We start from the raw sequence: 21,786 nt of genomic DNA on the forward strand, positions 1-21,786 counted from the left end.
GCAACCTTTTATTCACTAACAAATAGCTGGTGGAATATATGACTATCAAAGTAGGTATCAACGGTTTTGGCCGTATCGGTCGCATTGTTTTCCGTGCTGCTCAGAAACGTTCTGACATCGAGATCGTTGCAATCAACGACCTGTTAGACGCAGAGTACATGGCTTACATGCTGAAGTATGACTCCACTCACGGTCGTTTCGACGGTACCGTTGAAGTGAAAGACGGTCATCTGGTCGTTAACGGTAAAAAAATCCGTGTTACCGCTGAACGTGACCCGGCTAACCTGAAATGGGATGAAGTTGGTGTTGACGTTGTTGCTGAAGCAACCGGTATCTTCCTGACCGACGAAACCGCTCGTAAACACATCACCGCTGGCGCGAAAAAAGTCGTTCTGACTGGCCCGTCCAAAGACAACACTCCGATGTTCGTTCGCGGCGCTAACTTCGACACTTACGCAGGCCAGGACATCGTTTCTAACGCATCCTGCACCACCAACTGCCTGGCTCCGCTGGCTAAAGTCATCAACGACAACTTCGGTATCGTTGAAGGCCTGATGACCACCGTTCACGCTACCACCGCAACTCAGAAAACCGTTGATGGCCCGTCTCACAAAGACTGGCGCGGCGGCCGCGGCGCAGCGCAGAACATCATCCCGTCCTCTACCGGCGCTGCTAAAGCGGTAGGTAAAGTACTGCCAGAACTGAACGGCAAACTGACCGGTATGGCGTTCCGCGTTCCGACTCCGAACGTATCCGTTGTTGACCTGACCGTTCGTCTGGAAAAAGCAGCGTCCTACGAAGAAATCAAGAAAGCAATCAAAGCGGCTTCTGAAGGCGCAATGAAAGGCGTTCTGGGTTACACCGAAGACGACGTTGTATCTACCGATTTCAACGGCGAAGTTTGCACTTCCGTGTTCGATGCTAAAGCTGGTATCGCACTGAACGACAACTTCGTGAAACTGGTTTCCTGGTACGACAACGAAACTGGTTACTCCAACAAAGTTCTGGACCTGATTGCTCACATCTCCAAATAAGTTGAGATGAATAAGTAATCAATAAGAGCGGCTTCGGTCGCTCTTTTTTTTGCCTGAAAGAGGATGGCGTAATGATTAATAAAATTTTTGCTCTCCCGGTGATTGAACAACTTTCTCCTGCATTCTCCCGCCGCAAGCTGGACGATCTTGAACTTATCGTCGTTGACCACCCGCAGGTAAAAGCTTCCGTCGCCCTGCAGGGCGCTCACCTGCTCTCCTGGCAACCGGCCGGTGAAGAAGAAGTTTTGTGGTTGAGCAACAATACCCCATTTAAAAGCGGCGTCGCCCTGCGCGGCGGCGTACCCATCTGCTGGCCATGGTTCGGTCCGTCAGCGCAACAGGGGCTGCCGTCGCACGGTTTCGCACGCAACCTGCCGTGGGCGCTAAAATGCCAGGACGAAGATGAAAACGGCGTGATGCTGACCTTCGAACTGCAGAGCAGTGACGAAACCCGCAAATACTGGCCTCACGACTTCACGCTGTATGCGCGCTTCAAGCTGGGTAAGACCTGCGAGATCGAACTGGAAGCCCACGGCGAGTTTGAAACCACCTCCGCCCTGCACACCTACTTCAACGTTGGCGATATCACGGCAGTTAAAGTGAGCGGCCTTGGCGATCGCTATGTCGATAAAGTGCTGAATGCCGAAGAAGGCGTGCTGAAGGACGGCATCCAGACCTTCCCGGACCGCACCGACCGCGTTTATCTCAATGCCGAAGCCTGCAGCGTGATTCATGATGACGTCCTGCAGCGCAACATCGACGTGATCCATCGCCATCACGGTAACGTCGTTGCCTGGAACCCGGGCCCGGCGCTTTCCGTCAGCATGGGCGATATGCCGGATGATGGCTACAAAACTTTTGTTTGCGTGGAAACCTGCTGCGTGACCGTGCCGCAGAAAGCCAGCGAAGAGAAACCCACTCGCCTGGCGCAGACTATTCGCGTTGTGAAGCGTTAAGACCGACAAGCGTCTGACGTGAGCGGATGGCGCTTCGCTTATCAGGCCTACTTAACACCGTGTTTTCCAGGAGACAGTGGGCTCGACCCGTAGGCCGGGTAAGGCGTAGCCGCCACCCGGCCTAAACGCGAATTGTAATATAGCAAAACAGGGCATAACGCCCTGTTTTGATGCACAAAAAAGTCTGTGGAAGTGCACTGTCAGAAGGTATAGGTGATCCCGGTCGAAATCAGGCCGCTCCAGGATTTGTCCACCATCGGGCTATCGGTGATTTCGTCAGACAGACGAGTGTAACGGGCAATACCGTAAACGCTCCAGTCGCCGAGGAAACGATAGTTCGCCGCCAGCTCCAGATACGGGTTCCAGCTGCTGTCAGGATCGTAGCTGCGCATGCCGCTGCGATTCGACTCATGCTTCGAGACGCCGTAGTAGTATTCGTTCTGATTGTCGCTATTCCACTCCACGCCAATACCCGGCGTCAGGGTCAGGTTGCCGTTGGTATAACGGTACAGCCAGGCCATATCCCAGGTAATGCCATTGCTGTTGTCCAGCGTATCGCCGGCCAGCGTCGTACGCAGGAATCCGTACTGAGTGTTATGAACGTAGCTCAACCCCGCCATCATGGTGGATTTGCGGCGGTCCAGCTTGCGCATCTGCGAATTGTCGCTGTCGCCCGGCTTGAAATACATCGGCGACCAGTAAGCGGTCACGGACAGTTTGTCGTTGGTATCATTCCACAGGTAGTAGCCACCACCCAAACCGTGGAACCAGAAGTTATCACTTTCATAACTAATGACAGGTACCGGGTAAACATCTGCATCATATTGTTTATAAGGATGCTCGACGACGCCCACGCCGGCCCCCAGCGTTAACTTCCCGTCAGCGTGCACTGCGCCAGCTGACGTCGCGATGAACACACCCAGTGCCAGAAGTTTGATTTTAGTCACGATCCATATTCCTGTTGTCAAATAATTAGCGCGTGCAGTTTAACGTCGTAGAGGTCATGCCTCAAATGCTTTACTTGCTCTTACACTAAACCGAACAATTTCCCACTGCTTGATGACCGTCCTCTTGCGACTTCATGACACATTGATGAAAGGCTTTGGCAAGATATGCGAAAAATTGCCTGGTTTCCGGATGAGTTATTGATATGTCATTGAAATTGAGTTTTAGCGGCATGCAAGTTTTCTAAATGCATCTACGCTTAAATTTAGAAGGTGTAGTCGCAGAGCACGTTATCCAAATCGCTTCTGTAACCTGGCACGAGGGTTGCTGAGATGTAGAAGGACGTCGTTCAGCCTGCCCCTTCCGGGGGCCCCCACTATTCATATGAACGGCTCTCAACCTGTGCTAAAAAACGAAAGGACGGCATGCCATGAATATATTCGATCACTATCGCCAGCGCTATGAAGCTGCCAAGGACGAAGAGTTCACACTGCAGGAGTTTCTTACCATCTGCCGGCAAGATCGCAGTGCTTATGCCAACGCGGCAGAGCGGCTATTGACGGCCATTGGTGAACCAGTCATGGTCGATACGGCCCTGGAGCCGCGGCTGTCCCGCCTCTTTTCAAACCGGGTTGTTGCACGCTATCCGGCGTTTGAAGAGTTCTATGGTATGGAAGATGCCATCGAGCAGATTGTTTCCTATCTGAAACATGCTGCGCAGGGTCTGGAAGAGAAAAAACAGATTCTGTATCTGCTGGGGCCGGTTGGCGGCGGTAAATCCTCGCTGGCGGAACGCCTGAAATCGCTGATGCAAAGGGTGCCAATCTACGTGCTGAGCGCGAATGGCGAACGCAGCCCGGTCAACGATCACCCTCTGTGCCTGTTTAACCCGCAGGAGGACGCGCAGATCCTCAATAAAGAATACGGCATTCCTAACCGTTATCTCGGCACAATTATGTCGCCGTGGGCGGCTAAACGCCTGCACGAGTTCGGCGGTGATATCACTAAATTCCGCGTCGTGAAAGTGTGGCCGTCAATCCTCGAACAGATTGCCATCGCCAAAACGGAACCCGGTGATGAAAATAACCAGGACATTTCGGCGCTGGTGGGGAAAGTGGATATCCGTAAACTGGAACACTATGCGCAAAACGACCCGGATGCCTATGGTTACTCCGGCGCGCTATGCCGCGCCAACCAGGGGATCATGGAATTCGTCGAGATGTTTAAAGCGCCGATTAAAGTATTGCACCCACTGCTGACGGCGACCCAGGAAGGCAACTATAACGGTACCGAAGGTATCTCCGCCCTGCCGTTCAACGGCATTATCCTCGCGCACTCCAACGAATCCGAGTGGGTGACCTTCCGTAATAACAAAAACAACGAGGCGTTCCTTGACCGTGTCTATATCGTCAAAGTGCCTTATTGCCTGCGCATCTCGGAAGAGATCCGTATTTATGAAAAACTGTTGAATAACAGTGAGCTGACCCATGCGCCATGCGCCCCAGGAACGCTTGAAACGCTGTCGCGCTTCTCTATTCTGTCGCGCCTGAAAGAGCCGGAAAACTCGAGCATCTACTCGAAGATGCGCGTCTATGACGGCGAAAGCTTGAAAGATACCGACCCGAAAGCGAAATCCTACCAGGAGTATCGTGATTACGCTGGCGTCGACGAAGGGATGAACGGTCTCTCTACCCGTTTTGCCTTTAAAATTCTCTCAAGGGTGTTTAACTTCGATCATGCCGAAGTGGCGGCCAACCCGGTCCATCTGTTCTACGTACTGGAACAGCAAATCGAACGCGAACAGTTCCCGCAAGAGCAGGCCGAACGTTATCTGGAATTCCTCAAAGGCTATCTGATCCCGAAATACGCCGAATTTATCGGCAAAGAGATCCAAACGGCGTATCTTGAGTCTTATTCCGAATATGGACAGAACATTTTTGACAGATATGTCACTTATGCAGATTTCTGGATTCAGGATCAGGAGTACCGCGATCCGGATACCGGGCAACTGTTCGACCGTGAATCGCTGAATTCGGAACTGGAGAAAATCGAGAAGCCCGCCGGGATCAGCAACCCGAAAGATTTCCGTAATGAAATCGTCAACTTCGTGCTGCGCGCCAGAGCGAATAACAGCGGACGTAATCCGAACTGGACCAGTTATGAAAAACTGCGCACGGTTATTGAGAAGAAAATGTTCTCCAATACCGAGGAGCTGTTGCCGGTCATTTCGTTCAATGCCAAAACGTCTACCGACGAGCAGAAAAAACACGACGACTTCGTCGATCGCATGATGGAAAAAGGCTATACCCGTAAACAGGTACGCCTGCTGTGCGAATGGTACCTGCGGGTACGTAAATCGTCCTGATAGCGACCAACCCGGTAGCTGCGGCTGCCGGGTTTCAGCACCACTGCTCGTATAACGAAAGACATCTACCCTAATCAACATCAGGGTACAGTTGGCAAATGCAGTACAGGAGGGCATATGACCTGGTTCATAGACCGACGCCTGAACGGGAAGAACAAAAGCGCTGTCAATCGTCAGCGCTTTCTGCGCCGTTACAAGGCGCAGATAAAGCAGTCGATCTCCGAAGCCATCAATAAACGTTCGGTGACCGATATCGACAGCGGTGAATCCGTCTCCATTCCGACGGACGATATTAACGAGCCGATGTTTCATCAGGGGCGCGGCGGGCTTCGTAATCGCGTCCATCCCGGCAACGATCACTTTGTGCAGAACGACCGTATTGAACGCCCTCAGGGCGGCGGCGGCGGAGGCGGCGGTGGTCAGGGGCAGGCCAGCGCCGATGGCGAGGGCCAGGATGAATTCGTCTTTCAGATTTCGAAAGATGAATATCTTGACCTGCTGTTTGAAGATCTGGCCCTTCCCAACCTGAAGAAAAACCAGCAACGCCAGTTGAACGAGTTCAAAACCCATCGTGCGGGTTTTACCGCCAACGGCGTGCCGGCCAATATCAGCGTGGTGCGTTCATTGCAGAATTCGCTGGCACGGCGAACCGCGATGACCGCCGGTAAACGGCGCGAACTGCGGGCGCTGGAAGACGATCTCGATACCATTGCCAAAAGCGAACCAGCGCAGTTGCTGGAAGAGGAGCGGCTACGTAAAGAAATTGCGGAACTACGGGCTAAAATTGAGCGCGTGCCGTTTATCGACACCTTTGATTTACGCTATAAAAACTATGAGAAACGACCGGAGCCTTCAAGTCAGGCGGTGATGTTCTGCCTGATGGATGTTTCTGGTTCAATGGATCAGTCCACCAAAGACATGGCGAAGCGTTTTTACATTCTGCTGTATTTGTTCCTCAGCCGGACCTATAAAAACGTTGAAGTGGTCTATATTCGCCACCACACCCAGGCGAAAGAGGTGGATGAACATGAGTTTTTCTACTCCCAGGAAACCGGCGGTACGATTGTTTCAAGCGCCTTGAAGTTGATGGATGAGGTTGTTAAAGCCCGCTATGACCCGGCGCAGTGGAATATTTACGCCGCACAGGCGTCGGATGGCGATAACTGGGCGGATGACTCGCCGCTGTGTCATGAACTGCTGGCGAAGAAAATATTGCCGGTGGTTCGTTACTACAGCTATATCGAAATCACCCGCCGCGCTCACCAGACTCTGTGGCGCGAATATGAACATCTGCAGGCGACGTTTGAGAATTTTGCTATGCAGCATATTCGCGATCAGGAAGATATTTATCCGGTGTTCCGCGAACTGTTTCATAAACAAGGCGCGACCAGTAATACTTAGCCTCATAAATCAGCCAGATAAATACCTATTCTGGCTGATTTTTCTGTAGCGAAAACACATTAATAGCCAGCCACAGGTTCCGCTCAATTACATTTCGATAATTGTCGAATTAATCCTTTACGCATTGGGTCTCTGGACGGCTAAAATAAATCTTGCACTATTTTTTCTACTATGCGTTAATGGCTACGTCGATTTGAAAGACAGAAAGATATTACCCAAGCAGTTACTCACACCTCCAGGCGCTATCGCTGATACCACCTTTCCTGAGTCTCTCCAATAGTATTAAGATTCTTCTGCAAATCAAATCCTGTATGCTTTGATACATTAAAAAACCTGGATAGAAGATGACTAATAAGAGTAATGACTTAGTAAAACGGTTAAACGCCGGCTAAATTTGATGCGAACTTCTGATTTACGATAACGATGACGGCTTTGACCTGAGTAGATAAATAAGAAGCATCTCATTCAAATCAACACAAAATGGCATAAATTGATAACATAATCTGTCAGCTATGCTATTTTTAGTAGTAACGCAAAATATTTTTCCGTTTTGCAGTTCAGCCCACCAGAAATTTACATATTCATCTGTGGGTAAGTGACAAAATGTAAAAAAACATAATAATATAAAAGGATAAAATTATGATTAACAATATTCATTTCCGATGCCCGTGCTGCCATGGGTCACAATACAGAACCTCACATTTTGACGTGAGCGAAAAAAACCCCTTCGGCGCGAAATGCATTTTTTGCAAATCCGACATGGTGACTTTTGACAATATCGAATCTATCGATGTTTATCAGCCTGTCATGTCACAACTCGCCGGAAGCAAAATGTTTGCCTCCGCCGCCTCATGAGTGGCCTTTGGCCAGTCCTGCGCACTCTTCAGACACGCGTCATGAAGAGTGCCGCATTTTAGTTAGTCTGCCCTGCCTCGTTCTCCACACCTACACTACCTGTCAGCATAGTTAATCTGACCAGCCGTTCGTTCACCCACGCTCTGGTAGCCTGTTTATCCACTATGATAAAATCAGCTAAACGGGTAAGACGAATCCAAACATCATGAAATTACAGAATAAATTACTGCGACATGTTATTTCCGCAGGCGTTGTGGTGTTGACGTCTTCTTTTCTTGTATACGAATTAATCGCTACCCACCGCGATATGTCAGGCTATATGCGATACATCATAGAAAAAGGAGAATCGACCTTTCTCTATGATAAGTATCAGAATCAACTCATCATCTCTCAGTTTCTGCGTAAGCTGGATACTCCCCCAAACCAAACAGAGGTAGAACAGGTCTGCAATAGCGTACAACACAACGGGGATGTCAGTGGTTTGAATATCGCCGGATATACCTATCCCCAGTTGCATGGCACGCTAAGCGCCGCGCATGCCGACTGCGGCAAGTGGCGTGGAGATATTCCTGCACTCCAGGCATTCGATCGCGCGGTTGCCAAAAATGATAGCTGGCAGCCAGAGGTTCCCGCGACGCTTAAATCAGAAAAACGCTTTCGCTATTACATAGACCTGGTAAATAAATACATCTACTTTTATGCGCCCGTCAGAATTAAAAGTAATCCGATACAGAACTGGAATTTTCTTCAGGACAGTAAACTGGGTATTAGCCAGGCCAGCCTTGATGGTTTAGAACAGGGTCGTTCGCTCATCTCGACCGTGTATGTTGATGCGATGACGGGAAAGAATATTTTATCGTTTTTAACGCCAGTGTATTTCAAGGATAAGCTGAAAGGCGTAGTGATGGTCGATGTGACCGCGCCAGAGATTGAGGCCTTGTTATACACCCGCGACCGACCTTTGGTGTGGCGCTATCTGGATATTACCTTGAAGGATTCCGATACCGGCGCACTCATTGAGGTACATCATAGTAAAACGCACCTGTTGAATTACGCCCATTACACCCATCAGGTAGCAGAAAACTTACGGATAACGCTGTCTCTGGATGTTATGTATTTTCTGCTTAGTTCATGGAAACTCTTCCTGTTTTATTTACTCTCTACCGCCGCATTACTGCATCTGGTGCGGGTTCATTTCCGCCTTTATAACTCGGTATCGAAAGAGAATATCAGCGATACCATGACCGGCCTTTATAATCGTAAAATCCTTACCACGATGCTGGAGTCGCGCCTGCAACGACTTACCGCGCAAGGGGTTAACGTGGTAACGATGGCCCTTGACTGCGATGGACTGAAAAAGATCAACGATACCTGGGGGCATAACGCCGGCGACGAAGCGATTATTCTACTGGCGCAGGCTATTTCCGCATCCATTCGTAGCAGCGATTATGGCGTGCGCTTAGGAGGCGATGAGTTCTTTCTAATTCTGATCGATTATCCGGAAAGTGAAGCGGAAAATATCCCGGCGAGGATCCGGCAATATCTGACGATTCATGACCATCAACAGCGCGTCGATTTTTCCTGGGGCGCGGAACATCTCGCGCCAGAACAGTCGCTCAGCGAAGCAATGAAAGCTGCCGATGCGCGCCTGTATATGAACAAAAAGCAGAAAAAAAGCCCCGACATTCGTAGATAAGTTTTCATTACCGCCGTGCGGGGTTAAGCTTTGCCTTTTCTGTAGAGGAACCATCGCAGCATGCAATCGCCAGAGACAGCCGACATACACCAGCGGTTATGCCGCCTCCTTGATGAGCAACAGGCCCGCTATCGGGTCATGGAACATGAAGCCGTTGGTAAATGTGAAGCCGTATCTGCAATCCGCGGTACCGCGCTGGGACAGGGCGCCAAAGCGCTGGTCTGTAAAGTGAAAGGTAATGGGGTAAACCAGCACGTGCTGGCTATCCTTGCCGCCGATCAGCAGGCCGATTTATCTCGCCTGGCGCAGCATATCGGCGGCAATAAAGCCTCACTCGCCAGCCCGGCAGAAGTCGATGCCCTTACCGCCTGCGTATTCGGCGCCATTCCGCCGTTTAGCTTCCACCCTAAGCTAAAACTGGTCGCCGACCCGTTGCTGTTCGAACGTTTTACAGAGATAGCCTTTAATGCCGGCCTGCTGGAAAAATCGATCATTATGAATACCGACGATTATCTGCGTATCGCCCGCCCTGAGCTGGTCGCGTTCCGTCGCGTCATTTAGATCGTCGGTATGCGACAAGGTTCGCGGGCGGCGCTGGTAGCCTTATTTGCAGCAAATAAATTAAAAGCCTGTTTATTCACGCGATTATGCGTAGAGTAAGCAGGTTTTCTTTTTTATTTTGGCAAGGACCTCTGGCATGTTCGATACAACCCTGTTTATTTTGCTGGTGCTGGCGGCACTCGGCTTTATCAGCCATAACACCACTGTCGCTATCTCAATACTGGTGCTCATCATCGTACGGGTGACACCGCTTAACGTTTTCTTCCCCTGGATTGAAAAGCAGGGGCTGAGCATCGGTATCATCATTCTGACCATCGGCGTGATGGCTCCCATCGCCAGCGGAACGTTACCGCCCTCGACGCTGATTCACTCTTTCGTCAACTGGAAGTCACTGCTGGCGATTGCCGTGGGCGTATTCGTCTCGTGGCTTGGCGGACGCGGAGTCGCGCTCATGGGTTCGCAGCCTCAACTGGTCGCCGGGCTGCTGGTGGGTACCGTGCTGGGCGTGGCGCTATTTCGCGGCGTCCCGGTCGGGCCGCTTATCGCCGCCGGTATTATTTCGCTTTTTATCGGAAAGGCTTAGCCAAACTGGCGTGGTAGCGGCCCGGCGTTTGCCCTAACCCTTTTTTGAACATGGTGATAAAGGCGGTTGTTGAATCGTAACCGAGCGTCTGGGCGGTTTGCTGTACCGTCTGTCCGCGCACCAGCATCTGCAGCGCCAGGATCAGCTGAAGCTGGTGCCGCCAGCGGCGAAAGCTAAGCCCGGTCTCCCGCACCACCAGCCGCGCCAGGTTGCGTTCGCTCATAGCGAACGCCGCCGCCCACTGCGAGAGCGTCTGCCAGTGTGCCGGATCGCGGGCCATGGTGTCGGCCATCCGGCGGATCTTCGGATGTCCTGAAACCGGCAATTGCAGATGTTCTTGCGGTTGTTGCGGTAGCTCATCAAATAATACCTGCACCAGGCGCTGCGTAGGCGGCGCGTCAAGCGCCTCCCTGCCGCGTTCCGCAAGGGTCATAATCAACTCTCGCACCAGGGGTGAGATTTTTAACGTGCAGCAATGCTCAGGCATCGGCGCCGCCCCCGGTTCTATGAACAAAAAGCACACCTGTGCCCCTGGCGTTGCGCGATTGCTGTGTGGAAGCAGGCCTGGAACCCAAACCGCATACAGCGGCGGCACCATCCACATGGCGTTATCCACTTCGCAGGTTAAAGCGCCGTGTAACGCGAGGATCAGTTGACCTTTGCGGTGCTGATGGCGCGGAATGAACTGCTCGTCGTCCACCACCTGAATGCGAAACGCCAGCGCCGCTTCATGTCCGCTGTCTGGTTCATAGCCGTCTAAACCCAGTCCAATCATCAAATTGTCCGATATTAGCGATAATCTGTCATTTTAGCTTGATTCAAACAACCGTTAAACAGGCTATTGTTACGACCCTGTTTATTAGTCTGAGAACGTTATGAGTCCTGTTTCTTCCTCTGCCAACGGCAACAAACTGCTGCTGATTGTCGGAATTTTATTTATCGCCGCCACGCTACGGGTAACTTTCACCGGTATCGCCCCACTGCTGGATGCGATACGCGCTGAATACCAACTGACGACGGCGCAAACCGGGCTGCTCACGACCCTGCCGCTGCTGGCCTTCGGGCTGGTCTCTCCGCTGGCGGCCGGCGTCGCCCGCCGATTCGGCATAGAGCGTAGCCTGCTGCTGGCGATGGTGATTATTTGCCTCGGGATCGGATTACGTTCGCTCCCCTCAGCAGCCTGGCTGTATATTGGTACGGCGCTCATTGGCTGCGGAATCGCGCTGGGCAACGTGCTGCTGCCAGGGTTAATTAAGCGTGATTTTTCCGGCCATGTCGCCCGTATGACCGGCGCCTACTCCATTACCATGGGCGCAGCGGCGGCGGCAGGTTCCGCGATGGTGGTGCCGCTGGCGCTGGCGGGTTTTGGCTGGCGCGGCGCACTGCTGCTACTGATGGTTTTCCCGCTGTTGGCGCTATTACTCTGGCTGCCGCAGGCGCGCCGCCAGGCTACCACGCCGATGACCGGATCGGGTGCCGCGCACAATCGGGGGATCTGGCGTTCAGCGCTGGCGTGGCAGGTCACGCTGTTCCTTGGGATTAACTCACTGGTCTATTACGTTATCGTCGGTTGGCTGCCCGCAATCCTGCAGAGTATGGGCTACAGCGAAGCGCAGGCTGGCTCTCTGCATGGCCTGTTGCAGTTGGCAACCGCCGCACCGGGCCTGGCCATCCCGCTGGTACTCCATCGCCTGAAAGATCAGCGCGGCATCGCCGTTCTGGTAGCCTTAATGTGCGTAGTAAGCACGCTGGGATTATGGTTACTGCCCGGTCAGGCGGTGATCTGGACATTGATTTTTGGCTTCGGATCCGGCGCCACCATGATCCTTGGCCTGACGTTTATTGGTCTACGCGCCAGCTCAGCGCATCAGGCCGCGGCCCTCTCCGGCATGGCGCAGACTATTGGTTATCTGCTGGCTGCCTGCGGACCGCCGCTCATCGGTAAAATCCATGATGCTTACGGCGACTGGCATATACCGTTAATCATCGTCGCACTCATCGCAGTGGTCATGGCGCTGTTCGGCGCCCTTGCCGGAAGGGCGCGCGAAATTCATTAATCACAAGAGTCGGCAGCCAGGGCTGCCGATTTTTTATTGCCGGGCCGCGTGCAGGAAAGCCTGTACCAGCGGCGCCGGACGCCCTTCCAGCGCGTTGCGCTCGTGCTGGAACAGCGTGGCGACGAAGAACGGATGGGTAGTTAACTCCACGGCGCGGATCTCGCCGTTCTCATCCCAACCGGTCACCCGCAGCGCGCCCTGCTCCAGTTCATGGGCAAAGCTTTCGGCAATGCCGTAGTTACAATGATATCCCTCTTCAATGCTGTCACGGCCATAAGCGCGGGCAATCAGCGTGTTCGCGCGCAGCTCGATAGCGTCTGATTTTTCCACCAGCGAACAGCTTAATGGCGCAATGACCATTCGCCCTTCGCTATCGGTTTCGGCGTGCGCCGCATCCTGCCATCCCATAACATTACGGGCGTATTCGATAATCGCGTGCTGGAAGCCGCCGCAGGTACCGAGGAACGGAATGCTATTTTCGCGGACGTAGCGAATGGCGATAAATGCGCCCTCGGCGTTTTTATACGGGCTGGCGGGAACCACCCAGATGGCGTCATAATCGGTGAGCCGGTCTGCGCTGGTAATCTCGCTGGTGGCTATCCAGTCATAACTCACCGGTTGTTCCAGAACCGCGGCAGCGTCATCGATAGCCAGCGGAATCGCCTTATGGGCAATCACATCAGGGTTATAATCGCCAACAAGGGCAATGCGCAAAGGGGTGTTCATAGCAGGATCCTTATGTCTGAGGATTATCGGGCAACACAAGGAACCTCAGATTAGCGATATCATTCGCGGAACACAATGGTTATTTAGCGGCACGCTGCACGGGCAAGCCGCCAGATAGACATAACGAGGGGAGAATAATGATGATTCAATGTAAACGCGTTTATGACCCTACAGAGGCCAGCGATGGTTACCGCGTGCTGGTCGATCGCCTGTGGCCACGCGGAATAAAAAAAGAGGATTTGCATTATGACGAATGGTGTAAAACCCTGACGCCTTCCAGCGATTTACGCAAGGCTCTTCACGGAGAAGCGATTGACTTCTCTCACTTCCGCCAGCAGTACCGCGAAGAGCTTGAAACCCATCGCGATGAAGGGCTACGGCTCGCCAAATTGGCCAATCAGCAACCCTTAACGCTGCTCTACGCGGCCAAAGATACGCAACAAAACCATGCGCTGGTGCTGGCGGAGTGGCTGAAAAGCTTAATCTAACGGCGGCGAATTATTTCTTCGCCGGATGATCGCGCCGCCACAGTTCCCATTCATCGAGCGTTTCGCCACTGGGAAGTTTACAGTCGGTGCGCACGCCCTGAGGTGTCTGGACCGGAACCTGCTTACCGCCCTTCTGGTCGCAATAGACGGCGGCCGGATTGGCCATGCCGATCGAATTTGGCGGCGGCGGCGCATCAGGCTGTTGTGACTGAGCGCAGCCCGCTAGCATCAGCGGCAACATCATTACTATCCACTTCATAATTACTCCTGTTTTATTCAAAGCGACCTTTCGCCCTGAATCTCCACGGTTTCTCCATTTTAACTACACTTTTGCCCTTTAGAGTAGCGCTCGTTCTCGAATTGACCAGAGAACAGATCATTCCATAATCAATGAGTTTTGCCCCATCGCCCCCGATGGGGCTTTTTTTTTACCGTCGCGATAGCAGATATCCCCCTGCTAAATGTGATACATTCGTTATAAATATGTTTGTTATTAGCTGTTCGCTGCGCCAGCTCGCAGTACTGCGCTAACCTCCGGGGGCCGTTTCATTCATGTCAGACTTCATTCTTGCCCGCGTCTCACAGACGCTTGCTACCGAACGAACGCTCGAAACGTTGGTGCGACAACTGCTGGAAATGCTGGAACTGGTGACTCGTATGGAGTCCACATACCTGACGCGGATTGATTTAGAAGCGCAGCGCCAGTTAGTCATGTATGCCCACAACAGCAGCGAAATGCAGATCCCGGAAGGTTTTTCCGTTCCCTGGGACGAGTCGCTTTGCAAACGCGCAATCGATGATAACTGTATATTTTGCAACGAGGTTGGCCAACGCTGGCGGTCCTGCACCGCCGCACAGGAACTCGGCATCGCCACGTTCTTTAGTATTCCCGTCCATCTTGCCGATGGTTCGTTATATGGTACGTTGTGCGCCACCAGCCGCGTCAAACAGCCCTATAATCTGGAAGGCGAGCAGGTAATGACATTGTTCGCCGGCCTGATCTCCCATTACGTGGAGAAAGAGACGCTGGTTCAGCAACTGCGTAGCGCAAATGCGGCGCTGGAGATGCACTCCAATACCGATGAACTGACCGGTCTGGCCAACCGCCGCGCGTTGTTTAGACATCTTAAAACGCTCTTTACCCAAGCTCGCGCCCAGCAGTGCAGGCTCCTGCTTATTTTTATTGACCTCGACGATTTTAAAGCAATTAACGATAAACTGGGCCACCCCTGCGGCGACAGTTTTCTCATCCAGATAGGTGAACGATTAAGTGCCAACGTACGTAACGAAGATACCGTTGGCCGCCTCGGCGGCGATGAGTTTTTAATCATTGGCCCGGCACTTGAATCCCCTGAGCAGGAAGCGTTTATTGCCCACCTGCGCCAGCAGCTTACCGGGCGTTACCGCCTGGCCGGATACGGTATAGAATACCCTGGCGCCAGCTTTGGGGTCATCAATGTCGATCCGCAGAATATGGACGTTGAACAGGCGCTACGCGCAGCGGATGAGGCTATGTACCACGACAAAAACGCACGCCGCATGCTGACCATTTTCGATATCGACCAGAAAGCATAACTTTCCAGTATGATAGATAACATTACGTTAAGAGACAGGAACTAAGCATGAAATTGGGTATTCTTTTTCCGGTGGTGATTTTCATTGTCGCCGTGGTCTTTCTGGGCTGGTTTTTTGTTGGCGGCTATGCGGCGCCAGGGGGGGCATGATGAAAAAGACAACCATCATTATGATTATTGTCGCCATCGTGGTGGTCGCCGGCACCGAATTGGGCTGGTGGTAATCTCAAATTTTCCCGCCGCCCCGGTATTGCGGAGTTGTCTTATCTACTCAATAAGTTAAGACGATACACTCATTTCATCAGCCGCTTCGCTGTGTTTATGCAGCAAAGCGGGCATTAACTGGAGAAGTGAGTAATGAAAAAACCGATGGTGTTACCGTTGATTATTGCGCTGTGCACGCTGTTATCGGGATGTATCGTGGATGATGGTTATCATCATCGACACCACCACCACCATCATCATGATCGTGGCTGGTGACAGATAGGATCATTCAAAAAGGCGAACAAGAGTTCGCCTTTTTGCATTTAGTCCTGACGGTCAGAACCTAAAAACAGAAAGCCCAGCGGGATAGCAAATAACACGGTGAACACGGTACTGTAAACCATCACCATCGCCCCCTGCAGGAAGAACATCGAGGTTGTCCACTCCGAGTACGGCATGTTGTACTCGCTCACCACGCCACCGAACGTTGCGCGGCCCACGACGGCAAGCGCAATGGCAAAAACTGTCGCCATCGACAACAGAAACTTCTTGCCGTTTTTATTACTGAGGATTTTTTGCAGAATCATCCGGGTTCCCTTCTCTGTGAGCGATAATCGGCTGTATATGTAACACCAATGCAATAAAAATTGAAGGGTTTTTGTTACAACACAGCGATTATCGCTGGCAGATCGTTTCCGGGATCAGGACTGCAGCGTCGCCAGGCGGGCGGCAAAACCCACAAAGACCAGACCGATAAGGCTGTTGCCCAATTTCGCCAGTTTCTTTTTGGTTTTCACATAGCGCGTCACAAACGAGCCAGAAAGGATAAGGAAGCTCATATAGACAAAGCTAATGATCTCCAGTGTCAGCGCCAGGATAAAGAACGCGATGCCCGGAGATGTCGCATTAACGTCAATGAACTGGACGAAAAAAGAGACATAGAAAAGAATCGCTTTCGGGTTAGTCAGGCTCAGGGTTAACGAGCGTTTGAGGATGGCGCTACCCGGCTCAGCATCGGCGGCATCATGCCCCTCGCGCTGTTTAAATACCGAGTAGAGCATTTTGGCGCCCAGCCAAAGCAGATAAATCGCGCCAAGATAGCGCACAATATTAAACAGCACCGGTGTCGTTTTGATAAGCGTCGCAACGCCAGCAAAAGCCAGGAACATCAGAACCGCATCGCCGATAAACACGCCAGCGGCGGCAAGGTATCCTTTCTTAACGCCGTGCGCGATACCGGTTTTCAGTACAAAAAAAGTATTGGGACCTGGTACGAGAATGATAAAAATAGCCCCGACCAGGTAGGTCAGATAATTCAAAACACCAAACTCAGCGAACACGCTGCACTCCTTCGCTTTCAACAAAAAGTATGATCCGGCTCACGTTAACGCAACTGCGGTCATTTTGAAAGCGTGGAGCGCAAGTGTTGTACTAATATACCGAGGTTTCGCCAAGCGGGCGGGTTTTGAACCGGCGATGCACCCACAGGTATTGCTCTGGTGCACGCAGGATTTCTCGTTCGATGACCTTGTTGATATAACTGGCGGCAATCTGTTTATCTTCGCCGGGGTAATCATTCATCACTTCACTGATGTGCAGGCTGTAACCTTTTCGATCCAGCTTGCGCACCATACTGATACTCAGCATTTTTGAACCGGAGAGGCGCGACAGCACCCAAGTACCATTAGTCGTCGCCGCCTGTGGAACCGAGAAAAACGGCGCAAATACGCTGCCCTTCGGGCCGTAATCCTGATCCGGCGCAAACCACACCGCCTCACCGGATTTCAGCGCATGCACCAGCCCGGAAAGATTACGGCGGTCGATCATTGCTTTATTCGAGCGCAGACGAGCGCGAGTCTGCACCCACTCCATAAGCGGGCTATTGTGCGGGCGATACGTCGCCATCATCGGACGACACAAGCCCATTGCTCGGCCGCCCAGCTCCAGTGACATAAAGTGGATGCCAACAACCATCACGCCTTTATCGGCGCTGAGCGCATTGTTCAGATTGGCGATGCCTTCGACGTCAAACCACTTCTTAACGCGTTCATCGCTCCAGAACCACGCCATACCCGTTTCGATAAGCCCCATGCCGAGGGACATAAAGTTCTCTTCCAGCAGCTTTTCACGAGCTGCGCTGGACATTTCCGGGAAGCACAGCTCAATGTTACGCCGGGCGATGTGTTCCCGACGCTTCAGGAAGCGACGCGATAGTCGCCCTGCGCTGGTGCCGAGCGTATGTAAAACGGGATAAGGTAGTTGGACGATTAACCAAAGAATGGCCAGGCCAAACCAGGTCACCCAATAGCGGGGAAGCAGTAGATTTTTTTTAAAGGCGCAAGACATGGTTTTTCCTGTAAACATTAAAATATAGGGTAACGCTTAAGGAAAAAACGAGTCCCTTCATCCGTCATTAGGCGATACAACGAGTAAGACAATAGTAATCCTGGTAAATTCACGGCAGCAAGAAAAAATTACACTTAACGCTAAAATACATAATAGACACACAGATGTTACAAAATGTAAAGTAAAAATGAAGTCCGTTCATTCATATTTACGCTGATAATCATTTTCGCGCTAATGATTTTTTCCGATATAGGAATGAACTTAAACTGCTATCTGGCGATTTTACAAACACAACTTCACGCAGGCCACTGCTGACGCCGCCTCCCGCACATCACAGCCCGAACTCAAACGGCCAACAAACATTCAAATATCGAATGCATTCACTAAAAATCATCACTGCAGATAATAATATTTGCAGGATGCACTGACTAATTATAATTTTAGTTATTGTAAAATATAAATAAGAACAGGATTATTTATACTTACTGATGAATACTGACAAAAGTATATAATTGAGACTAATAGTCACGTTTGCAACAATATAAAATTGTCCCATTACTGTTATTTTTCGCCCTTTTCAGGCAATAAAACTCCATGACCAATGCCGCCTCGCCAAATAGAGGCGAACAGAACATGAGAGCCGATTTGCACATGCTCCAACCCGCCCTTACAGCGCCGCGAAAGGTGATGTAAAAGCAATCACTTCTCATCACAGGTAGATATGAATCAAACTGTGAAGAGATTCATCACGCTATTACCACAATGAAAGCGACTATGTGAGCTAAAATGAGTTGTTCACATAAGTGGGTGGCGTTTGAGTCTGGCGTCGATTCACCTGTCAGGCGCCAGGGGGATTTGATCGTGCTTGCCGGCGCCACAGGATTAACGGCAACAGCGGATTGCATGGACGGAGAGAAAAATGCGTATTGCCTTAAAGTCGGCTTTAATGCTGGTCACGCGCGTCATTAACGCCATCAACCCAAGGCTGGATCTGCATCTACAGCGCACGGCGCTGATAAGCTACAAATTATCGCTGGCGTTGGATCTTCCTGCGTCGCAACAAAAAACCATCTTTCTGGCTGCGCTGCTACATGATATCGGCGTGCTTGGCGATAAGCGGCGCATTGATTCGCTAAACGCGATAGACAACCTTTATGACCCGCACCAAATCCGTGGCGTACAGATGCTTGCCGGGCTGGATACTTTTACCCCTATCAGCCCTATTATTGGCGATCACCACTTCAGCCCAAGCCGCAAAGGCAATCTGGAGCAGCATATCGTCTATTTCGCGGACTGTTTTGAGCGTCTACTCCCTTCGCAAGGCGTCGTTGCCCCGGACCAACAAAGTGCTCTCATCGCCCGCTTTGTCGCTGACTATCGCGACATCGATCCTCCACTTTGCGATAGACTATGTGAATTGGCGCAACACCCTACCTTCTGGCGCCATATGCAAGCAGAGCATATTCAGCGGTTGCTGGAGATCGTCGGGCCGATTAATGACGTATATATTGACATCGATGGTCTAAAAGATATTTGTTTGTTGATCGCCAAAATTGTCGATACCTACAGTAGTTTCACCGCCAGCCACAGCATCATGGTTGGCGAAATTTCTTATGCCCTCGCCGTCTATATGCATCTGCCGCCGCCGGTGTGCCGCAAAATTGAAATTGCCGGCTATTTGCATGATATCGGCAAAATATATATTCCACTGGCGATCCTCGAAAAACAGGCTGAACTTAGCGATGACGAAGCACAATTGATCCGCGAGCATAGCTATATGACCGGTGAAATATTACGAGATTTCACCGATCTGGCGGAAATCATAGATTGGGCCGCTAACCATCATGAGAAACTCGATGGCAGCGGCTACCCGCTGAATTTAAATCATCGTTATTTACACCTTCCGGACAGAATTATCGCCGTTGCGGATATCTTTACCGCGCTCGTTGAGGATCGCCCGTATCGGCTCGGTATGCCATATCAGGAGGCGTTACAACTTATAGAAGCTGATGTTATAAATGGCGCTCTGGATAACGATGTGTATCTTGTATTGCGCCAGCATGCCCAGGCGCTACATCACCTCGTCACCCGCATACCGCGCGTCTGAACCTTCCGGTTGGCTACGGGGCTCTATAATAAAAATACCCATTTCTCGTTCATCTGCCTGCAAGGAAATACCCGGTGAGAATCGCCACCATGACTAACTGGGCCTACGGGATCACCGTAGGGCTGACCATTGCATCCGGTATGGCGATGCTAATCGCTTCCGGCGCCGATCGCGCTGAACGCCAGGCTGTACAACAACGGGATACGTTCGTTCGTCTCGCCGATGAGGTAGAACGCGACGCGTGGGAGCTTTCGGATCTCGTGCGACTGTATGTCATCGAAAAACAACCGGAGACGCTGCAACAGTATCGTCAGCAGGTCCAAACGCTCGAATCAATTGAAAACCGATTGCTTAAACTAAAAGATGTTGGCGCCAGCCAGCAGGAGCTGGCGCTGTTGCACGATGGTCTGCGTATTGCCGATGAATTACAAGATGAACAGCAGGCCGTCATCGATCGCGTCGCTCGTGGCGAAGAGAAAGAGGCGATTTTGCAGGTTTACGGTAAGCCTTATGAGCAGGAGCTGGAGCGGGTGCAAACGCAAATCGATCATTTCCGCCTGCTGCTGGAAGGACGAACAAACAACGCCATGCAGCAAGCGACTGAAAAATCACGCCTCTGGCGGACGCTTTCGGAAGCGATGGTTGGCCTGACCGCCTTGATGTTTTTATTTGTTCTCGGCTTTATTCTCAAACGCCGGGTGCTCACCCCTGTGGTACGACTCAGCGATGTGGTACAGCGTCTGGCATCGCAGGATTATGCCGTCGAACCACCGCACTTCAAACAGATTGATGAAATCGGCGATATGGCGCAGGCGATCCGTATCTTTCGCGAAAATGGCCTTGCCCGCCAGCGTCTTGAACAACAACGCGATGCCGACTGGGCCGTTCGTGAACTGCTGGCGCGAATGACTCAACGCTTGCAGGGATGTGAATCATTTGAGGATGTGGTGAAGGTCGCTGAACTTTTCGCCCCCAATATCGCGCCGGACGTTCCTGGCCGACTGTATATTCTTGATACCGATCCCTGGCAAATGCGCTGCGTCGCGCAGTGGCTTTCGCCGCCGGACGAGGCGGCCGTGTTTTATCCCGATAAGTGCTGGGCAGTACGTCGAGGCCTGAGCCATCCGCCGGTTAACGGCGAACCGGACATCGCCTGCTATCATCTGCCGCAAGAATGCAACGAGCAATCATTGTGCGTTCCACTTATCGCGCAGGGTGAAGCCATTGGCCTGCTCTCTTTTCGTAATGTCACTAGTGAGACAGCCCCCTCTCGCGCTTATCTTGAACTCATGGCGGAAGCGTCGGGCCTGGCGCTATCCAACCAGCGTCTGCGCAATGCTCTGCTGGAAAAAGCGTTGTTTGATTCTCTGACCGCGCCATCATCTTGAGGAAGCGCTGCATACGCAGATGAATCTGGCGGTGCGCAACAACAGCCCGCTGAGCTGCCTGATGATCGATATCGATCACTTTAAGGCGGTTAACGATAATTACGGCCATGAGGCGGGCGATCTGGTGATTAAAAACGTCGCGGCGATCATCCAGCGCGCGGTACGCGATCTTGGCATGGCATTCCGCTATGGCGGCGAAGAGTTTTTGGTGCTGCTTTCCGGCAGCGATGAGGCCAGCGCAGAAGCCTGCGCGACTGAAATTTACAATAATGTGAGAAGTATGACTTTACGCTGCGGGCTGACGGATATAGGCCAGGTGAATGTGTCTATCGGTATTGCCAGCTATCCGCAACACGCGCAAAGCGACAGCCTGCTACGTGCCGCAGATGCCGCGTTGTATCGAGCGAAAGAGCTGGGACGCTCGCGAATTATCCGCTTTGATATGCTGAAATCGGCATAACATGTCACCCCAAACGGGAGTGTATCGGCTCCCGTTTGGC

22 protein-coding genes and 1 pseudogene are annotated in these 21,786 nt (G+C 51.8%); 16 read left to right on the plus strand and 7 right to left on the minus strand.

The annotated features are described in order from the left end of the window. Nucleotides 1-38 precede the first annotated feature (38 nt). Both gapA and EAE_RS21955 read left to right on the plus strand, forming a co-directional pair. On the plus strand, nt 39-1,034 hold the full coding sequence (gapA, locus tag EAE_RS21950; protein WP_004203784.1) for a glyceraldehyde-3-phosphate dehydrogenase: 996 nt from the start codon (nt 39-41) through the stop codon (nt 1,032-1,034). A gap of 71 nt (nt 1,035-1,105) precedes the next feature. After that, nucleotides 1,106-1,990 carry a D-hexose-6-phosphate mutarotase gene (locus EAE_RS21955; RefSeq protein WP_015366147.1) on the plus strand — a complete coding sequence of 295 codons (885 nt, stop codon included), beginning with the start codon at nt 1,106-1,108 and terminating at the stop codon, nt 1,988-1,990. 200 nt (nt 1,991-2,190) lie between these two features. Here the strand turns inward: EAE_RS21955 and EAE_RS21960 are convergent, their stop codons facing one another. After that, nucleotides 2,191-2,937, minus strand: a complete 747-nt coding sequence (locus EAE_RS21960; RefSeq protein WP_015705786.1) for a MipA/OmpV family protein — start codon at nt 2,935-2,937, stop codon at nt 2,191-2,193. A gap of 428 nt (nt 2,938-3,365) precedes the next feature. On the opposite strand from EAE_RS21960, the gene yeaG reads away from it, so the two are divergent. The 6 genes from yeaG (at nt 3,366) to EAE_RS21990 (ending at nt 10,396) form a co-directional block, all read left to right on the plus strand. Further along, the gene (yeaG, locus tag EAE_RS21965; RefSeq protein ID WP_015366145.1) at nt 3,366-5,300 is read left to right on the plus strand and encodes a protein kinase YeaG; all 1,935 of its coding nucleotides are present in this window, start codon (nt 3,366-3,368) and stop codon (nt 5,298-5,300) included. A 117-nt stretch (nt 5,301-5,417) separates the two neighbouring features. Continuing rightward, on the plus strand, nt 5,418-6,701 hold the full coding sequence (locus EAE_RS21970) for a YeaH/YhbH family protein (RefSeq protein ID WP_015366144.1): 1,284 nt from the start codon (nt 5,418-5,420) through the stop codon (nt 6,699-6,701). Nucleotides 6,702-7,340: 639 nt separating this feature from the next. Beyond that, nucleotides 7,341-7,556, plus strand: a complete 216-nt coding sequence (gene ymcF / locus EAE_RS21975) for a cold shock small protein YmcF (RefSeq protein WP_041165555.1) — start codon at nt 7,341-7,343, stop codon at nt 7,554-7,556. A 205-nt stretch (nt 7,557-7,761) separates the two neighbouring features. Further along, nucleotides 7,762-9,252 (plus strand): diguanylate cyclase DgcJ, encoded by a 1,491-nt coding sequence (gene dgcJ / locus EAE_RS21980; RefSeq protein ID WP_015705787.1) that lies wholly within the window; start codon nt 7,762-7,764, stop codon nt 9,250-9,252. Nucleotides 9,253-9,312: 60 nt separating this feature from the next. Further along, the gene (locus EAE_RS21985) at nt 9,313-9,813 is read left to right on the plus strand and encodes a YbaK/prolyl-tRNA synthetase associated domain-containing protein (RefSeq protein ID WP_015705788.1); all 501 of its coding nucleotides are present in this window, start codon (nt 9,313-9,315) and stop codon (nt 9,811-9,813) included. A gap of 136 nt (nt 9,814-9,949) precedes the next feature. Beyond that, nucleotides 9,950-10,396: a DUF441 domain-containing protein gene (locus tag EAE_RS21990; protein ID WP_015705789.1), complete on the plus strand. Its 447-nt coding sequence runs from the start codon at nt 9,950-9,952 to the stop codon at nt 10,394-10,396. On the opposite strand, the gene EAE_RS21995 is transcribed toward EAE_RS21990, so the two are convergent. Further along, on the minus strand, nt 10,380-11,174 hold the full coding sequence (locus tag EAE_RS21995; RefSeq protein WP_161798783.1) for an AraC family transcriptional regulator: 795 nt from the start codon (nt 11,172-11,174) through the stop codon (nt 10,380-10,382). The genes EAE_RS21990 and EAE_RS21995 overlap by 17 nt on opposite strands. Before the next feature lie 97 nt (nt 11,175-11,271). Here EAE_RS21995 and EAE_RS22000 point away from each other — a divergent pair, with 97 nt between their 5' ends. Continuing rightward, nucleotides 11,272-12,453 (plus strand): CynX/NimT family MFS transporter, encoded by a 1,182-nt coding sequence (locus EAE_RS22000; protein WP_015366138.1) that lies wholly within the window; start codon nt 11,272-11,274, stop codon nt 12,451-12,453. Between the two features lie 33 nt (nt 12,454-12,486). Here the strand turns inward: EAE_RS22000 and EAE_RS22005 are convergent, their stop codons facing one another. Continuing rightward, nucleotides 12,487-13,179 carry a CTP synthase C-terminal region-related (seleno)protein gene (locus EAE_RS22005; protein ID WP_015705790.1) on the minus strand — a complete coding sequence of 231 codons (693 nt, stop codon included), beginning with the start codon at nt 13,177-13,179 and terminating at the stop codon, nt 12,487-12,489. A gap of 140 nt (nt 13,180-13,319) precedes the next feature. On the opposite strand from EAE_RS22005, the gene EAE_RS22010 reads away from it, so the two are divergent. Then, nucleotides 13,320-13,667 (plus strand): DUF488 domain-containing protein, encoded by a 348-nt coding sequence (locus EAE_RS22010; protein ID WP_015705791.1) that lies wholly within the window; start codon nt 13,320-13,322, stop codon nt 13,665-13,667. A gap of 10 nt (nt 13,668-13,677) precedes the next feature. Here the strand turns inward: EAE_RS22010 and EAE_RS22015 are convergent, their stop codons facing one another. Continuing rightward, nucleotides 13,678-13,926 carry a putative hemolysin gene (locus EAE_RS22015; protein WP_015366135.1) on the minus strand — a complete coding sequence of 83 codons (249 nt, stop codon included), beginning with the start codon at nt 13,924-13,926 and terminating at the stop codon, nt 13,678-13,680. 293 nt (nt 13,927-14,219) lie between these two features. On the opposite strand from EAE_RS22015, the gene EAE_RS22020 reads away from it, so the two are divergent. The 4 genes from EAE_RS22020 (at nt 14,220) to EAE_RS22035 (ending at nt 15,721) form a co-directional block, all read left to right on the plus strand. Beyond that, entirely contained in the window at nt 14,220-15,242 is a 1,023-nt protein-coding gene (locus tag EAE_RS22020; RefSeq protein ID WP_015705793.1) for a sensor domain-containing diguanylate cyclase, read from the plus strand. Between the two features lie 47 nt (nt 15,243-15,289). Next, nucleotides 15,290-15,391 carry a YoaK family small membrane protein gene (locus EAE_RS22025; protein WP_015705794.1) on the plus strand — a complete coding sequence of 34 codons (102 nt, stop codon included), beginning with the start codon at nt 15,290-15,292 and terminating at the stop codon, nt 15,389-15,391. Next, nucleotides 15,391-15,465 carry a protein YoaJ gene (yoaJ, locus tag EAE_RS22030; RefSeq protein WP_100279139.1) on the plus strand — a complete coding sequence of 25 codons (75 nt, stop codon included), beginning with the start codon at nt 15,391-15,393 and terminating at the stop codon, nt 15,463-15,465. Before EAE_RS22025 ends, yoaJ begins: the two co-directional genes overlap by 1 nt. 133 nt (nt 15,466-15,598) lie before the next feature. Then, the gene (locus EAE_RS22035) at nt 15,599-15,721 is read left to right on the plus strand and encodes a hypothetical protein (protein ID WP_015366133.1); all 123 of its coding nucleotides are present in this window, start codon (nt 15,599-15,601) and stop codon (nt 15,719-15,721) included. A gap of 47 nt (nt 15,722-15,768) precedes the next feature. Here EAE_RS22035 and EAE_RS22040 read toward each other — a convergent pair whose 3' ends face one another. From EAE_RS22040 to lpxP, 3 genes are all read right to left on the minus strand, one after another. Continuing rightward, the gene (locus EAE_RS22040; RefSeq protein WP_015366132.1) at nt 15,769-16,032 is read right to left on the minus strand and encodes a DUF2534 family protein; all 264 of its coding nucleotides are present in this window, start codon (nt 16,030-16,032) and stop codon (nt 15,769-15,771) included. Nucleotides 16,033-16,146: 114 nt separating this feature from the next. Then, nucleotides 16,147-16,785: a leucine efflux protein LeuE gene (leuE, locus tag EAE_RS22045; protein WP_015705795.1), complete on the minus strand. Its 639-nt coding sequence runs from the start codon at nt 16,783-16,785 to the stop codon at nt 16,147-16,149. Nucleotides 16,786-16,876: 91 nt separating this feature from the next. After that, entirely contained in the window at nt 16,877-17,791 is a 915-nt protein-coding gene (lpxP, locus tag EAE_RS22050; protein WP_015366130.1) for a kdo(2)-lipid IV(A) palmitoleoyltransferase, read from the minus strand. 919 nt (nt 17,792-18,710) lie between these two features. On the opposite strand from lpxP, the gene EAE_RS22055 reads away from it, so the two are divergent. Continuing rightward, nucleotides 18,711-19,898, plus strand: coding sequence for an HD-GYP domain-containing protein (locus EAE_RS22055; RefSeq protein WP_015705796.1), 1,188 nt, complete (start codon nt 18,711-18,713; stop codon nt 19,896-19,898). A 74-nt stretch (nt 19,899-19,972) separates the two neighbouring features. Further along, a pseudogene (locus tag EAE_RS22060) lies at nt 19,973-21,746 on the plus strand (diguanylate cyclase). Nucleotides 21,747-21,786: the final 40 nt, after the last annotated feature.

Origin of the sequence: Klebsiella aerogenes KCTC 2190, from assembly GCF_000215745.1 — a bacterium.
GTDB lineage: Bacteria > Pseudomonadota > Gammaproteobacteria > Enterobacterales > Enterobacteriaceae > Klebsiella > Klebsiella aerogenes.

Coding starts and splice junctions, on each gene's coding strand:
- EAE_RS22025 (WP_015705794.1), top strand. CDS start 15,290: ATGAAATTGGGTATTCTTTTTCCGGTGGTGATTTTCATTGTCGCCGTG.
- dgcJ (WP_015705787.1), top strand. CDS start 7,762: ATGAAATTACAGAATAAATTACTGCGACATGTTATTTCCGCAGGCGTT.
- EAE_RS21985 (WP_015705788.1), top strand. CDS start 9,313: ATGCAATCGCCAGAGACAGCCGACATACACCAGCGGTTATGCCGCCTC.
- gapA (WP_004203784.1), top strand. CDS start 39: ATGACTATCAAAGTAGGTATCAACGGTTTTGGCCGTATCGGTCGCATT.
- EAE_RS21990 (WP_015705789.1), top strand. CDS start 9,950: ATGTTCGATACAACCCTGTTTATTTTGCTGGTGCTGGCGGCACTCGGC.
- lpxP (WP_015366130.1), bottom strand. CDS start 17,791: ATGTCTTGCGCCTTTAAAAAAAATCTACTGCTTCCCCGCTATTGGGTG.
- EAE_RS22015 (WP_015366135.1), bottom strand. CDS start 13,926: ATGAAGTGGATAGTAATGATGTTGCCGCTGATGCTAGCGGGCTGCGCT.
- EAE_RS22055 (WP_015705796.1), top strand. CDS start 18,711: ATGCGTATTGCCTTAAAGTCGGCTTTAATGCTGGTCACGCGCGTCATT.
- EAE_RS22010 (WP_015705791.1), top strand. CDS start 13,320: ATGATTCAATGTAAACGCGTTTATGACCCTACAGAGGCCAGCGATGGT.
- EAE_RS22000 (WP_015366138.1), top strand. CDS start 11,272: ATGAGTCCTGTTTCTTCCTCTGCCAACGGCAACAAACTGCTGCTGATT.
- EAE_RS22040 (WP_015366132.1), bottom strand. CDS start 16,032: ATGATTCTGCAAAAAATCCTCAGTAATAAAAACGGCAAGAAGTTTCTG.
- EAE_RS21955 (WP_015366147.1), top strand. CDS start 1,106: ATGATTAATAAAATTTTTGCTCTCCCGGTGATTGAACAACTTTCTCCT.
- EAE_RS21970 (WP_015366144.1), top strand. CDS start 5,418: ATGACCTGGTTCATAGACCGACGCCTGAACGGGAAGAACAAAAGCGCT.
- EAE_RS22020 (WP_015705793.1), top strand. CDS start 14,220: ATGTCAGACTTCATTCTTGCCCGCGTCTCACAGACGCTTGCTACCGAA.
- EAE_RS22035 (WP_015366133.1), top strand. CDS start 15,599: ATGAAAAAACCGATGGTGTTACCGTTGATTATTGCGCTGTGCACGCTG.
- ymcF (WP_041165555.1), top strand. CDS start 7,341: ATGATTAACAATATTCATTTCCGATGCCCGTGCTGCCATGGGTCACAA.
- EAE_RS22005 (WP_015705790.1), bottom strand. CDS start 13,179: ATGAACACCCCTTTGCGCATTGCCCTTGTTGGCGATTATAACCCTGAT.
- yeaG (WP_015366145.1), top strand. CDS start 3,366: ATGAATATATTCGATCACTATCGCCAGCGCTATGAAGCTGCCAAGGAC.